The sequence below is a fragment of the Qipengyuania sp. JC766 genome (assembly GCF_040717445.1).
Taxonomy (GTDB): Bacteria; Pseudomonadota; Alphaproteobacteria; order Sphingomonadales; family Sphingomonadaceae; genus JC766.
Genome location: NZ_JBFEFL010000001.1, coordinates 2,373,487 through 2,387,704, shown reverse-complemented (window position 1 = coordinate 2,387,704; position 14,218 = coordinate 2,373,487). Strand labels below are relative to the sequence as shown.

Annotated in this window: 13 protein-coding genes; 8 read left to right on the top strand and 5 right to left on the bottom strand. The window is 65.9% G+C overall.

The window, feature by feature from the left end; genetic code table 11:
- Nucleotides 1-177 precede the first annotated feature (177 nt).
- Nucleotides 178-1,344, top strand: a complete 1,167-nt coding sequence (locus AB1K63_RS11435) for a M23 family metallopeptidase (protein ID WP_366960285.1) — start codon at nucleotides 178-180, stop codon at nucleotides 1,342-1,344.
- Nucleotides 1,337-1,741 (top strand): polymer-forming cytoskeletal protein, encoded by a 405-nt coding sequence (locus tag AB1K63_RS11430; protein WP_366960283.1) that lies wholly within the window; start codon nucleotides 1,337-1,339, stop codon nucleotides 1,739-1,741. Before AB1K63_RS11435 ends, AB1K63_RS11430 begins: the two co-directional genes overlap by 8 nt.
- A 62-nt stretch (nucleotides 1,742-1,803) precedes the next feature.
- Here AB1K63_RS11430 and AB1K63_RS11425 read toward each other — a convergent pair whose 3' ends face one another.
- From AB1K63_RS11425 to AB1K63_RS11405, 5 genes are all read right to left on the bottom strand, one after another.
- Entirely contained in the window at nucleotides 1,804-3,465 is a 1,662-nt protein-coding gene (locus AB1K63_RS11425; protein WP_366960282.1) for an AMP-binding protein, read from the bottom strand.
- Between the two features lie 98 nt (nucleotides 3,466-3,563).
- Nucleotides 3,564-4,277 carry a DUF1013 domain-containing protein gene (locus AB1K63_RS11420; RefSeq protein WP_366960281.1) on the bottom strand — a complete coding sequence of 238 codons (714 nt, stop codon included), beginning with the start codon at nucleotides 4,275-4,277 and terminating at the stop codon, nucleotides 3,564-3,566.
- Nucleotides 4,278-4,376: 99 nt separating this feature from the next.
- Nucleotides 4,377-5,450, bottom strand: a complete 1,074-nt coding sequence (locus AB1K63_RS11415) for a glycosyltransferase family 1 protein (protein ID WP_366960710.1) — start codon at nucleotides 5,448-5,450, stop codon at nucleotides 4,377-4,379.
- Nucleotides 5,451-5,455: 5 nt separating this feature from the next.
- Nucleotides 5,456-6,367: a UDP-2,3-diacylglucosamine diphosphatase gene (locus tag AB1K63_RS11410; RefSeq protein WP_366960279.1), complete on the bottom strand. Its 912-nt coding sequence runs from the start codon at nucleotides 6,365-6,367 to the stop codon at nucleotides 5,456-5,458.
- A gap of 131 nt (nucleotides 6,368-6,498) precedes the next feature.
- On the bottom strand, nucleotides 6,499-7,506 hold the full coding sequence (locus AB1K63_RS11405) for an NAD(P)H-quinone oxidoreductase (RefSeq protein ID WP_366960278.1): 1,008 nt from the start codon (nucleotides 7,504-7,506) through the stop codon (nucleotides 6,499-6,501).
- A 98-nt stretch (nucleotides 7,507-7,604) separates the two neighbouring features.
- Here AB1K63_RS11405 and AB1K63_RS11400 point away from each other — a divergent pair, with 98 nt between their 5' ends.
- The 6 genes from AB1K63_RS11400 to AB1K63_RS11375 all read left to right on the top strand — a co-directional run bounded on the left by AB1K63_RS11400 (nucleotide 7,605) and on the right by AB1K63_RS11375 (nucleotide 14,203).
- Nucleotides 7,605-7,808: a DUF1192 domain-containing protein gene (locus tag AB1K63_RS11400; RefSeq protein ID WP_366960277.1), complete on the top strand. Its 204-nt coding sequence runs from the start codon at nucleotides 7,605-7,607 to the stop codon at nucleotides 7,806-7,808.
- Nucleotides 7,809-7,953: 145 nt separating this feature from the next.
- Entirely contained in the window at nucleotides 7,954-10,350 is a 2,397-nt protein-coding gene (gene clpA, locus AB1K63_RS11395) for an ATP-dependent Clp protease ATP-binding subunit ClpA (RefSeq protein WP_366960276.1), read from the top strand.
- A gap of 72 nt (nucleotides 10,351-10,422) precedes the next feature.
- Nucleotides 10,423-11,427: a ligase-associated DNA damage response exonuclease gene (locus tag AB1K63_RS11390; protein ID WP_366960275.1), complete on the top strand. Its 1,005-nt coding sequence runs from the start codon at nucleotides 10,423-10,425 to the stop codon at nucleotides 11,425-11,427.
- A gap of 60 nt (nucleotides 11,428-11,487) precedes the next feature.
- Entirely contained in the window at nucleotides 11,488-12,057 is a 570-nt protein-coding gene (locus AB1K63_RS11385) for a hypothetical protein (protein WP_366960274.1), read from the top strand.
- Nucleotides 12,058-12,095: 38 nt separating this feature from the next.
- A complete protein-coding gene (locus AB1K63_RS11380; protein WP_366960273.1) occupies nucleotides 12,096-12,575 on the top strand; it encodes an OmpA family protein in 480 nt (159 codons plus the stop codon).
- A 20-nt stretch (nucleotides 12,576-12,595) separates the two neighbouring features.
- On the top strand, nucleotides 12,596-14,203 hold the full coding sequence (locus tag AB1K63_RS11375) for a cisplatin damage response ATP-dependent DNA ligase (protein ID WP_366960272.1): 1,608 nt from the start codon (nucleotides 12,596-12,598) through the stop codon (nucleotides 14,201-14,203).
- The last annotated feature ends 15 nt before the right edge of the window (nucleotides 14,204-14,218 follow it).

Below are 14,218 nucleotides of genomic sequence, written 5' to 3'. Positions count from 1 at the left end.
ACATGTCGGCATGATTTGTTTCCCCGATCGCCCGAATTTTTTTCGAGCAATTGAACGCTTTATCCCGGCGATGCTTCCATTCGCCCGTTTGTCCGGCCCGCGGATTCGACCCCGCAGCCACCCTTTGATAGCCGGCCGACCACGATTTTCACTTCATGTGGGGTTGTTTTGGACATTTTGAAATCACCAGGCGGGATCAAGGAACGCCTGGCGCAATGGTTCCCCGATCGCGAGTTCTTCATGCGGTCCGGCGGACAGGTTCGCTTCATCAAGATCAGTTCGCGGATGCAGGCCGGCGCGGCCGGCGCCGTGGCCGTCGCGCTCGTCGCGTGGGGCACGTCGATGGGCGTAATGGCGTTCAGCCAGTACCAGGCCCATTCCGAGCGCGTGTCGCTGCTGGAGCGTGAGGCCCTCGTCGCGGCCGAGGAAGAAGGCGTCGACGCCTTCCGAACCGAGATCGAGAGCGCGGCGCGCAGTCTCGAGCAGCGGCAGGATGCGCTGGAAGCGCTGGCCGAAATGCTGCCCGAGGACGTACGCAGCGAAGATGCCGCCGCCACGGCCGAAGATGCGGCGATGGACGACACGATCGAGAAGGTCAGCACGCTGTTTCCCGAAGCCGGTGCGCTGGCACGGATCGAAGCCCGCCAGGTCCGGCTTGCCGGCCGCCTGACCCGCTTTGCCGAGAACCGCGCCGAACGGGCCTCGCAGGCGATCCGCGAGCTGGGCCTCAACCCGTCACAGATGCTCGCGTCGGTGAACGACAGTTCCGCCATGGGTGGTCCGTTCGAAGGCGTTTCGACCGGCCCGAACGGGAAGATCGATCCGCGCTTCGAGAAGCTCGGTCTCAGCCTGACCCGCATGGCCGCGCTCGAGCGCGTGCTAGAGGGCATTCCGCAGGTCGTGCCGACCAGCATGGCGTCGGTATCCTCCGGCTTCGGCTATCGCCGCGACCCCTTCAACGGCAGTGGCGCCATGCATGCCGGCCTCGACTTCCGGGGCCCGACCGGCAGCCCGATCCTGGCGGCCGCCAAGGGCACCGTGACTTTCGTCGGACGCAAGGGCGGTTACGGCAACACCGTCGAGATCACTCATGGCAACGGCATGGTCACCCGCTATGCCCACATGGCGCGGTTCGACGTCAAGCAGGGTGCCCGGGTCGATGCCGGTCAGCGCATCGGCGGCATCGGCAGCACCGGCCGGTCGACCGGCCCTCACCTCCATTTCGAAGTCCGCGTGAACGGGCGGGCCGTAAATCCCAAACCTTTCCTGGAGAGAGCGCCGCATGTTCTCAAAGAAGTCCGATTCCATTCCCGGGATGCCGAGCGTGCCAAAGTCGATGGCTAGCGGCAGCAACACCTTTTCCGTCCTCGGGGCGGACATGTCGATCAAGGGCGACGTCGAAGCGGCGACCGAGCTGCACGTCGAAGGACGGATCGAAGGCGACATCCGCTGCGCCTCGCTCGTCCAGGGCGAAGGGAGCGAGATCCACGGCGCGATCCACGCCGAGAGCGCGCGCCTGTCCGGCACGGTCCGCGGGTCGCTGACCGTGCGCGACCTGGTGATCCTGAAATCCGCCAGCATCGAAGGGGACGTGCATTACGACGCGCTGACCATCGAGCAGGGCGCGCATATCGAAGGCCGCTTCACGCACAGCATGCCGGGCACCGACCGGGCGATCGAATCGCGGCTGGTAGAGGCCCCGGCGCAGGACGACGAGCCCACGCTGACGATCGCCAGCTGATCCCGGTATCCTCCATGAAAATTCGAAGCGGCCCGGACCACCGTCCGGGCCGTTTTTCGTGATCAGTCCAGAACTTCGGCCCGCAGGGCCTTGCGGTCGAGCTTGCCGATCATTGTCTTGGGCAATTCGTCGCGGACGACCACGCTATCGACCCGCTCGTGCTTGCCGATCCGGGCGTTGAGCCACTTGGCGAGCGCGTCCCCGCTTTCCTCGAAACCTTCGTTCAGCGTGACGTAGGCGCGCGGCACTTCGCCGCGATAATCTTCGGGCACGCCGATCACGAGCGCTTCCTTGACCGCCTCGTGATCGACCAGCACGTCTTCCACCTGGCTTGGAAAGACCTTGAACCCGCCGACCGAGATCATGTCCTTGCTGCGATCGACGATCCGGATGAAGCCGTCCGCGTCGATCTGCGCGATGTCGCCGGTGCGCAGCCAGCGCCTTCCCTCCGCCTCTACGAAGGCATCCTTCGCGGTTTCCGGACGGTTCCAGTATCCTTGCATGATCTGCGGGCCGGAAACTACCAGTTCGCCCGGCTCGCCCTCGGGCGCGGGCCTGGAGGGATCTTCCTTGTCGAGCAGGCGCACGCGGGTGCCGGGCAGGGGCTGGCCGATGGTCCCCGGTCGGCGCTCACCGATATAAGGGTTGGTGGAAACGACGCCCGAGCTTTCGGTCAGGCCGTACCCTTCGACGACCCGTGCCCCCGAGATCGCCTCGAACCGCTCGCGTGTCGGGGCGGACAGCGCCGCGCCGCCCGAAACGCACACTTTCAGCGAGGTGAAATCGGTGCGGCCGATGCGTTCGTGGTCCAGCAGCGCCTGGTACATCGTCGGCACGCCGGGGAAGCTCGTCGGCTTGATCCGGTCGACCAGCTTCAGCGTGTCCCCGGCATCGAAGCGCGGCAGCATGGCGATGCAGCCCCCCTTCGCGACCGTCCGGTTGAGGACGCAGGTGTTGGCGAAGACGTGGAAGAACGGGAGGACGCCCATGATGACGTCGCGATCCTCGAACGGATCGATCGCATCGACCTGCATCGCGTTGGCGGTCAGATTGGCATGGGTCAGCATGGCGCCTTTCGGCGTTCCGGTGGTGCCGCCGGTATACTGCAGCAGCGCGAGGTCCGTTTCCGGGTCGATCGTCACCGGCTGCGGCTCTCCGCCGCGGGTCATGTCGGCCCAGTTCAGGACATCGTCGCGCTTCGGGACCGGGGCCAGCTGCTTGCGACCGGCGATCCGCAGCCCCCAGCTTTTCACGAAAGGCAGCATCCCGGCCAGGTTGCCGACGACGAGATGTTCCAGCGTGGAGCCGTTGAGGACTTCGAGCGCGGTCGGCAGGAGCGAAGCGGCATCCATCGTGACCAGCAGGCGCGTCCCCGAATCTTCCACCTGGTGGGACAGTTCGGCAACGGAATAGAGCGGCGAGAAGTTCACGACCGTCGCTCCGGTCATCATCGCCCCGTAATAGGCCGCGATGTAGATCGGGGCGTTGGGCAGGAACAGGCCGACCCGCTCGCCCTTGCTGATCCCCATAGCCTGCAGCGCCGCGGCGAAATGGCGGGCCTGCCCGTGCATCTCGCGATAGGTGTAGGTGCGGCCGAGAAAATCGGCGATCGGCGCGTCCGGCTTCGCCGCCGCGCTGCGCGCGAACATAGCCGGCAGGCTCATGGTCGGGATCGGCGTGTCCCACGGGCGGGGATGGTGATAGGGCGCGTTACTTACATCCATGTCAGCATGGTGGCCGACACGCCGCGTCCCCGCAAGGTCAAAAGACGCCGATGGCGCCGAATAGCGCGCCGGAAAGCCGGCGCGCCACGGACGTTAGATCAGGGCTGGTTGCCGTCTTCGGCTTCGCCCGCGCGCTTCGCTTCCAGCCACGCCGCCGCTTCGGCTTCCTGGACCGCTTCGGCGGCCGCCTTGGCGTTGGCGTCGCGTTCGGCGCGCAGTTCCTCGATCAGCTTGTCCTTCTCGCTCGTCCGGTCGGCGACGGGGACCGCGCCTTCGCCGTCGATGCCGGCCTTCTTGGCGGCCTTCGCCACCACCGCATCGAGCTCGCGCTGCGAACAGAGGCCGAGCGTCACGGGATCCTTCGGCTGGATGTTCTGGATGTTCCAGTGGGTCCGGTCGCGGATCGCGCCGATGGTCGTGCGCGTCGTGCCGATCAGCTTGCCGATCTGCGCGTCGGAGACTTCGGGATGGTTGCGCAGGATCCAGGCGATCCCGTCCGGCTTGTCCTGCCGCTTGGAAACCGGCGTATAACGCGGGCCCTTGGTGCGGGTTACCTCCACCGGGGCCTTCTGCATCTTGAGCGTGTAGGACGGATCGGCCTGACCGCGCTCGATCTCTTCTTGGGTCAGTTCGCCCGAATGCAGCGGATCGCGCCCCGTATACTTGCTGCTCGCCAGGTCGTCGGCCATGGCCTGGACCTCGAGGATGTGGAGACCGCAGAAATCGGCGATCTGCTCGAAGCTGAGACCGGTGTTGTCGACCAGCCAGGTGGCGGTCGCGTGCGGCATGAGGGGGGTGGGCTGGTCGGCCATGGTCGGCGTGTCCTGTAGTCCTGAAAATAGAAGGGCCGCCCCTTTCGGAGCGGCCTTGCACGATCCGATCTAGGCGGAGAATGGTCTTGCGGCAAGCCCTCAGGCGTCGGACGGCACCAGTTCCTCGAATGCGGCCAGTCCGTCGAGGAACTGGCGGGTCGCCGCTTCCCAGCTGAACTGCGCCCCGTATTCGGCGCACCGGGCGCGGTCGCAATAGATCGCCGCCGCGATGGCGCGCTCCAGCTCGTCCGACATCGCGCCGACCGTGTCGGTCAGGATATCCATCGGTCCGGGCACCGGGAATGCCGCAACCGGCGTCCCGCAGGCGAGCGCTTCGATCATCACCAGCCCGAACGTGTCGGTCCTGCTCGGGAAGACGAACACGTCGGCATGGGCGTAGCATCCGGCAAGCTCGCGCCCGCTTTTCCGGCCGAGGAAACGGGCGTCAGGAAACTTGGCCTTCAGTTCCTCGGAGGCGGGCCCGTCGCCGACCACAACCTTGCTGCCCGGATAGTCCGCGCGCAGGAATGCCTCGATGTTCTTCTCGATCGCGACTCGCCCGACATAGAGCTGGATCGGTCCTTCCAGCCCTTCGTATTCGGGCGGGCGCGGCGCGTCGGGCGTGAAACATTCCAGGTCCACCCCGCGGCTCCAGTGATGCAGCTTGGTCAGGCCGTGCGCGCGCAGTTCCGCCCGGATGCTCCGCGTCGCCACCATCACGCGTTCAGCGGGGCGATGGAACCAGGTGATATATTTCCAGAACAGGCTCGCCGGCAGGCCGGTCCGCTTCGCGACGTAGTCGGGAAACTGGGTGTGGTAGGCGGTGCTGAAGGGTATCCCGCGGTCGATGCAGTGCCGCCGCGCCGCGAAGCCCAGCGGGCCTTCGGTCGCCACATGGACGGCGTCGGGCTGCAGGTCGGCCAAGAACCGCGAGACGGTGCCGGGGGCCGCGACGGCCAGGCGGATCTCGGGATAGCTCGGGCACGGGACCGAGCGGAACATGTCGGGCGACAGGACGTGCACGTCATGACCCCATTGGCGCAGGATCTCGACCGTGGTGGTCAACGTGCGGACAACACCGTTCATCTGCGGGTGCCAGGCATCGGTGACGATCACGATCCGCCCGGGAAACGGCCCCAGCGCGGCGGCCCGTTCCACGGCGATGGCGGACATGCGGTTCACGCGGCGGCCCTTGCCTCGTCCTGGGCGACGGCCAGTGTCCGGCGGGCGATTTCGGTCGGCCAGTCGAGGATCTCCATCGTACCGTCGAAATGCTCCACCAGCGCGTTGCAGCCTTCGACCCAGTCCCCGTCGTTGTAATACCCAACCGGCTCCCCGTCGTGCTCGAAATCGCGCATTTCGGCATGGTGGATATGGCCGCACACCACCCCGTCCACGCCGCGCTCTCCGGCAGCGCGCGCGACGACTTCCTCGTACCGGCCGATGAACTCGACGGCGTTCTTGACCTTGTTCTTCGCCGCTTTGGACAGCGACCAGTAGGGCAGGCCGAGCGCGGTCCGCGCACGGTTCACCCAGCGGTTGAGGCCCATCATGAAGTGGTAGAGCGTGTCGCCGACGAAGGCGAGCCAGCGGTGAGAGAGCATCACCGCATCGAATTCGTCCCCGTGCAGCACCATCAGGCGCCGCCCGTCGGCCGTGTCGTGGAACGCCGCGCGGCGGATCTCGATGCCGCCGAAATTGAGGCCGGTGAACTGGCGGAACATCTCGTCGTGATTGCCGGGGATGTAGACCACGCGCGTGCCGCGCTTGGCTCGCTTCATGATCCGCCAGACGATGTCGTTGTGCGCGGGCGGCCAGTAGAACTTCTTCTTCAGGCGCCAGCCGTCGATGATGTCTCCGACGAGATACATCGTCTCGCTGTCGGTATGGTCGAGGAAGTCGATCAGCATCTCGGCATTGCAGCCCTTGGTGCCCAGATGCACATCGCTGATCCAGATCGTGCGGAACTTTCGCCGCTTGCCGCCTTCGGGTTCCGGCGTCGCAGGCCGCGTCACGGCGGGAAAGTTCGAAATATTGCCCTGCCGCCCCTCGCCGGGGAAGAGGACGTCCTCGTCACGGTACATGGCCATAAATCGGCTCCCGAAAGCGCGATACTATAGCCACGGGCCTCTGGCAGGCATTTGTTACAGGGGATTCACAGATCCGTGACGGTTTGGAGAATATCCCCCGCTTTTACTTCCGCGGTTCGGCGGCAATCGGGTCAGCCCTTCGCCACATCCAGCACGATCTTGCCCATGTGGTCGCCCGCCTCCATCCGCGCATGGGCGGCGGCCGCTTCGGCGAGCGGGAAGCTTTCGTCCATGACGGGCGCCAGCGTTCCATCCAGGAACAGGGGCCAGGCCTCTTGCTCGATCTCCTCGGCAAGCAAGCGCTTGAATTCGTTGGACCGGGGCCGCAGCGTCGAGCCGGTCAGCGTCAGCCGGCGGCTCATGACCTGGGCCATGTTGATTTCCGCCTTCGGTCCGCCGAGGACGGCGATGGTCACGTGCCGCCCCCCCTCCTTCAGGCAGGCCAGATTGCGCGCCACGTAATCGCCCGACACCATGTCGAGAACCAGTTCGATGCCCTCGCCATCCGCAAAGTCCTTCACAGCTTCCACGAAGTCGGTCTCGCGATAGTTGATCGAGAGGTCGGCGCCGACCCGCTCCGATTCGCGGCACTTGTCGTCGCTGCCGCAGGTGGTGACGACGGTCAGGCCCATCGCCTTGCCCAGCATCGTCGCCATCGTGCCGATGCCGCTCGTCCCGCCATGCACCAGCAGCGTTTCCCCGTCGCGCGCCATCCCGCGCTGGAAAACGTTGTACCAGACGGTGAACAGCGTCTCGGGAATCGCCGCCGCCTGGCGCAGCGGCATAGCCCCGTCCACGGGCAGGCAGTGACCCGCTGGCGCGACGCAGTATTCGGCGTAGCCGCCACCGGGCGTCAGGGCGCAGACCTCGCGCCCGATCCACGTTTCCGGAACACCTTCGCCGACCGCGACCACTTCGCCGCTCACTTCCAGGCCGAGCAGCGGTGAAGCGCCCGGCGGCGGCGGATAAAGACCCTTGCGCTGGATGACGTCGGGCCGGTTCACGCCGGCATGCGCGACCCGGATCAGCAGTTCGTCCTGGGCCGGCTGCGGCACGGGCAGTTCGGCAGGTGCCAGCACCGAGGCATCGCCCGGTGTGTCGAAGGCGATCGCTGTCATCGTCTGCGGAATGGTCGGCATCGGCATCTCCCCCTCGTCGCCGCGCTCTGTGCGAGTGCGCGGGGGAGTAGCGAGCGTGCCGATTGACAGCAAGCCGCATCCTTTGCGAGATTGCAGTCATGGATCCCGACGATCTTCCCCGACCGAAAGGCGACGCCGCTTCCAGGCTGGCGACGGAAGACCTCGGTCCCTACTCCCAAGCAGAGCTCGACGAGAGAATCGCCCGGCTCGAAGCGGAGATCGAACGCGTGAAATCCCACAGGGGCCGCGCCGCCGCGCACCGCGCCGAGGCGGATGCCCTTTTCGGGCGAAAGCCCGGGTGACCCACTCGCAAACCGCGAGTGCGCCACCATATGGATGGCATCGTATAGCGATCGTTCATCGCCAGCTGCCATCTTCACCCGGCACGCCATCATCCGAATGTCTCCGCCGGCCCGCGACACCCGGTTCCACACGAAGGCTCGACCAATGCCCAGTTTCTCGACCAACCTAGAACAGACCCTCCACGCCGCTCTCGCCAATGCGACCGAGCGCCGCCACGAATATGCGACGCTGGAGCATCTGTTGCTCGCGCTCGTCGACGACGACGAAGCGGCGCAGGTCATGCATGCGTGCGGGGTCGACCTCGACGAGCTGGGCGCCGCGGTGCGCCAGTATCTCGACCAGGAATACCAGTCGCTGAAGGGCGAGGAAGACGCCGATCCGCAACCGACGGCGGGTTTCCAGCGGGTGATCCAGCGCGCGATCCTGCATGTCCAGTCCTCGGGCAAGGACGCGGTGACCGGTGCCAACGTGCTCGTCGCCCTGTTCTCCGAGCGCGACTCCTATGCGGTCTACTTCCTGCAGCAACAGGACATGAGCCGTCTGGATGCGGTCAGCTTCATCAGCCACGGCATCGGCAAGGGCGGCCAGCAGATCGAATCGCGTCCGCCCGAAGGTGCCGAAAACGCACCGGGCGAAGAGCCTGCCGAAGCGGCCGGCGGGAAGAAGAAGGAATCCGCGCTCGACCAGTTCACGGTCAATCTCAACGCGCGCGCCGAAGCGGGCAAGATCGATCCACTGATCGGCCGCGGCCCCGAAGTGGACCGCACGGTCCAGATCCTGTGCCGCCGGTCCAAGAACAACCCGCTCTATGTGGGCGATCCCGGCGTCGGCAAGACCGCCATCGCCGAAGGCCTCGCGCGCAAGATCGTCGAAGGCGACGTGCCCGAAGTGCTGGAAGAGGCGGTGATCTACTCGCTCGACATGGGCGCGCTGCTGGCCGGCACGCGTTATCGCGGCGATTTCGAGGAACGGCTGAAGCAGGTCGTGAACGAACTCGAGGGGATGCCCGAGGCAATCCTGTTCATCGACGAGATCCACACCGTCATCGGGGCCGGCGCGACCAGCGGCGGCGCGATGGATGCGTCCAACCTCCTGAAGCCGGCACTGTCCAGCGGTGCGATCCGCTGCATCGGGTCCACCACCTACAAGGAATTCCGCAACCACTTCGAAAAGGACCGCGCCCTGCTGCGCCGGTTCCAGAAGATCGACGTGAACGAACCTTCCATCGAGGATACGGTGAAGATCCTGAAGGGGCTCAAGAGCGCCTTCGAGGAACACCACAAGGTCAAGTACACGCCCGACGCGCTCAAGACGGCCGTGGAGCTGTCCAGCCGCTACATCAACGACCGCAAGCTGCCCGACAAGGCGATCGACGTGGTCGACGAGGTCGGCGCGATGCAGATGCTGGTCCCGCCCAGCCGCCGCAAGAAGAAGATCACCGCTCGCGAGATCGAGGCGGTGGTGGCGACGATGGCGCGTATCCCGCCCAAGTCGGTCAGCAAGGACGACAAGAAGGCGCTCGAAAATCTCGAACGCGACCTGAAGCACGTCGTCTTCGGGCAGGACGCGGCGATCCAGAAGCTGTCGACGGCCATGAAGCTCAGCCGCGCGGGCCTGCGCGAACCGGACAAGCCCATCGGCAGCTTCCTGTTCTCCGGCCCGACCGGCGTCGGCAAGACCGAAGTCGCGCGCCAGCTGGCCAGCGTCATGGGCATCGAACTGAAGCGCTTCGACATGTCCGAATATATGGAGCGCCACAGCGTATCCCGCCTGATCGGCGCGCCTCCGGGCTATGTCGGATACGACCAGGGCGGCCTGCTGACTGACGCCGTGGACCAGAACCCGCACAGCGTGCTGCTGCTGGACGAGATCGAGAAGGCGCACCCGGACCTGTTCAACATCCTGTTGCAGGTGATGGATAACGGGCGCCTGACCGACCATCACGGCAAGACGGTCGATTTCCGGAATGTCGTGCTGATCATGACGACCAATGCCGGCGCCGCCGACATGGCGAGCCAGGGCATCGGCTTCGGCGACGTCAGCAAGGAAGATGCGAGCGAGGAAGCGGTGAAGCGCATGTTCACGCCGGAATTCCGCAACCGGCTCGATGCGATCGTGCCGTTCGGCTATCTCGGCAAGGACACGATCGCCCGCGTGGTCGACAAGTTCATCCTCCAGCTCGAACTGCAGCTGGCGGAACAGAACGTCCACATCCAGTTCGACGACGAAGCCAAGAGCTGGCTGGGCGACAAGGGTTATGACCGTCTCTACGGCGCGCGTCCGATGGGCCGTCTGATCCAGGAAAAGATCAAGCAGCCGCTGGCGGAGGCCCTCCTGTTCGGCAAGCTGTCCGAAGGGGGCGAGGTCAATGTCACCATCAAGGACGGCAAGCCGGATTTCGAACTGACCCCCGCCCCGCCCAAGGCAAAGGCGAAACGCAAGAAACCGGCCGCGAAGAAAGCGACGAAGCCGGATACGTCCAAGCCCGAAAGCGATGCGAACGAGGAAAGCGCGTCCGGCCCCGAAAACGGGAACGGCTAGGACGGATCGAACGGTAGCGATGGCCGGGTCCACCTCCGGAACCGGCCGTCGTGCCCGTCCGTTCGCACATCCGTGAGCGCGCCCTTCTCCTGGATCCAGCCGCATCCGCACGGCATCCATGTCGTGCCCGCCGATGCATGGATCGATCCCTCGCGAGAGGCGGACCGGGCGCTTGTCACCCATGGCCATGCGGACCACGCGCGCGGCGGGCACGGCCAAACCTACGCCACGCCCGAAACGCTGGCGATCATGCGGTTGCGCTACAACACCCGCAAGGGCTCCAAACCGGTGGAGTACGGCCAGACCGTCCGCCTGAAGGGCGGAGTCGATGCGACCTACATCCCCGCCGGGCACGTACTGGGCAGCGCGCAGATCCTGCTCGAACATGCCGGCGAACGGGTCGTGGTGACGGGCGATTACAAACGCCGTGCCGATCCGACCTGCCCGCCCTTCCAGGTCACGCCGTGCGACGTGTTCATCACCGAGGCGACCTTCGGCCTGCCGGTCTTCACCCACCCGCCGATCGAGGACGAGATGCGCAAGCTGCTCGACCGGCTGGCAGCCCATCCCGAACGGTGCGTGCTGATCGGCGCCTATGCCCTGGGCAAGGCGCAGCGCGTTATCGCCGAACTGCGCGCCGCGGGCTATTCCGAACCGATCTACCTCCACGGCGCGATGGAGCGCATGTGCCGCCTCTACGAGGAATGGGGCGTGCCGCTCGGCGAATTGCGTCTGGTGGCCGATGCGACGAAGGACGAGATGCGCGGGCATATCGTCGTATCGCCCCCGTCTGCGCTCAACGATCGCTGGAGCCGCCGCCTGCCCGAACCGATCACCGCCATGGCGTCGGGATGGATGCGCGTGCGCCAGCGCGCGCGGCAGAGAAACGTCGAACTGCCGCTGGTGATTTCCGATCATGCCGACTGGGGCGAACTGACCGACACGATCCGCCAGGTCGACGCGCAGGAAAGCTGGATCACGCACGGACGCGAGGATGCCTTGCTCCGCTGGTGCCAGCTGCACCAGCGCAAGGCCCGCGCACTGGCCTTGGTCGGGCGCGAGGACGAGGACGAGTGACATGGAACCCGCATCTGCCTAACATCGTTGGCCGATAGCCCCGTCACGAGGAGACGTTCGATGAAGCGCGTTCTGGCCCTGACCCTTATCCCCGCCATGGCACTGGCCGGATGCGGCCTCACATCCTCGGAAGAGAAGGCCGCGAGCGAAGACGGCGAAACGCAGGACATGACGCCCGAGGGCCCGTCCCTGACGGCCCAGTTGTTCGGCGGCGGCGAGCCGATGGCGCTCAATATCCAGGAAGCCCACCCCAACCGGGTGGTGCTGCAGCTGACGTCCCTGCAGGTGAAACCATCGGAAACGGTCATCAATGCGATCGTGACCAATGGCCGCGATTCCGAAGTCCGCCTCAACCAGTACGGCAATGACGATACCTATCTGGTGACCGGCAGCGGTACGAAGCTGTTCCTGTCCGCGCCCACCAACAACGAGCAGCTGACGATCCAGCCCGGCCAGAGGATGGAAGCGGAACTGGTCTTCCTTGGCCAGTTGCCGGAAGGCGAGACCGCGACGCTGATCGTCAATGACGGCAACCAGACCAGCAACCAGCACACGAATACGCCGGGCTTTCGCATAAACCTGCCCTTGGAAGAGGCAGCCTTTTCGGACGACGGCTCAAAAAAAAACTGAGCCGTCTGTCTAACGGGCGGCCCGCGCCGCAGTCGTCGATGAAGCTGGCCGCAGGCGCCGGGTCCTCGACCGGCGACGGGCAGCCCAGCCGCAGCTCGGTCACTTCGGTCGAGAACATCCGTTCGGAACTCGGCGCGACCGAAACGGCGCGCGGAACCGTCGTTTCGCTGCCGGGCGATGTCCTGTTCGATTTCGACAAGGCCGAGATCCGCGAGAGTGCGCGCCCCGTCCTCGCCAAGCTGGCGCAGCTGATCGATGCGGAGGAACCGCCGACAATCGCCGTCGAGGGCCATACCGATTCCAAGGGCGACGACGGCTACAACGATCGCCTGTCGCGGGCCCGGGCGCAGGCGGTGCGCGACTTCCTGAAGGACGTGCACCAGGTACCCGGAGACCGGATGGAAGTGACCGGATACGGGGAAGACCGCCCGACCGCGCCCAATGCCAACCCGGACGGGACCGACAACGAGGACGGGCGGCAAAAGAACCGCCGCGTCGAAGTGATCCTGCAGGACTGAGGATCGCACTTTCACCATACATGGAAAATTTCGCCGCCCTCATCGATGCCCTTATCTACACGCGCAGCCGCAACGAGAAGCTGCGCCTGATCGCCGAATACCTGCGCGCGACGCCCGATCCGGATCGCGGCTGGGCGATGGCGGCCCTGACGGACGGTCTGGACTTCCCGGCAGTCAAGTCCGGCACCATTCGCACCATCATGAAGGACCGGATCGATCCCGCGCTATGGACGCTGAGCCGGGACTTCGTCGGCGACACGGCGGAAACGGCCAGCCTGTTGTGGGACACCGCGCAGATGGGTGCCGCCGCGCCCGTCGATCCGGCTCCATCGGTGTCCGAAGCCGTGGCCGCGCTGGAAGCGATGACTCGCAAGTCCGTGACGACCGAACTGCCTGCCCTGCTCGACCGGCTCGACCCGCCGGGGCGCTACGCCCTGCTCAAGCTCGCGACGGGGGGCATGCGGATCGGCGTTTCCACGCGGCTCGCCAAGGTCGCCTTCGCGCAGGCGTTCGACGTGCCGGTGGAGGATGTGGAGGAATACTGGCACGGGATGCGCCCCCCTTACCCCGAGCTGTTCGCATGGGCGGCCGACGGGGCCGATCCGCCCGATATCGGCGGGCTGCCGCTGTTCAAGCCTTTCATGCTGGCCCATCCGCTGGAAGAGACCGTGGTCAGCCTCGAGGATTACGTCGCTGAGTGGAAGTGGGACGGGATCCGCGTGCAGCTGGTCCATGCAGGCGGGGAAACGCGCCTCTATTCGCGCGGCGGGGACGATATCTCGCATACCTTTCCCGAGATGCTGGACGCGCTCGATTTCCCCGCGATCCTCGATGGCGAGCTGTTGGTCCAGGGGGCCACGCAGGGCGGGGAAGCGGGCGGCGCAGCCAGCTTCAACGCCTTGCAGCAGCGCCTCGGTCGCAAAACGGTCAGCAAGAAGATGCTGCGCGAGAGCCCGGCCTTCGTGCGCGTCTACGACGTGCTTTCGCTGGAAGGGGAGAACCTGCGGGAGAAACCGTGGTCCGAGCGACGCGCCATCCTCGAAAAGCTGATGGCACGCCTTCCGGCGGCGCGCTTCGACCTGTCGCAGATCGTCGATGCGCGCGATTTCGAGCACCTGGCACAGATCCGCGAAGGCACCCGCGACGACGCGATCGAGGGGCTGATGCTGAAGCGGCGCGACAGCCCCTACGTAGCCGGCCGCAAGACCGGCCTGTGGTACAAATGGAAGCGCGACCCGCTGCTGATCGACGCGGTCCTGATGTATGCCCAGCGCGGCAGCGGCAAGCGGTCCAGCTTTTATTCCGACTACACCTTCGGCTGCTGGGACGGCGACCCCGATGGCGGCGCGGAGCTGTTGCCGGTGGGCAAGGCCTATTCGGGCTTCACCGACGAGGAACTGAAGAAACTCGACCGGCACGTCCGCCAGAACACGGTCAACCGCTTCGGCCCGGTCCGCGAAACCGATCGCAGCCTGGTCTTCGAAGTCGCGTTCGACAGCGTCCACCAGAGCAAGCGGCACAAGAGCGGCCTCGCCATGCGCTTTCCGCGCATCCACCGCATCCGCTGGGACAAGCCGGTGCACGAGGCCGACCGGATCGAAGCGCTGCGCGCACTCGTCAGGGACTGACCCGACGCGCGGACA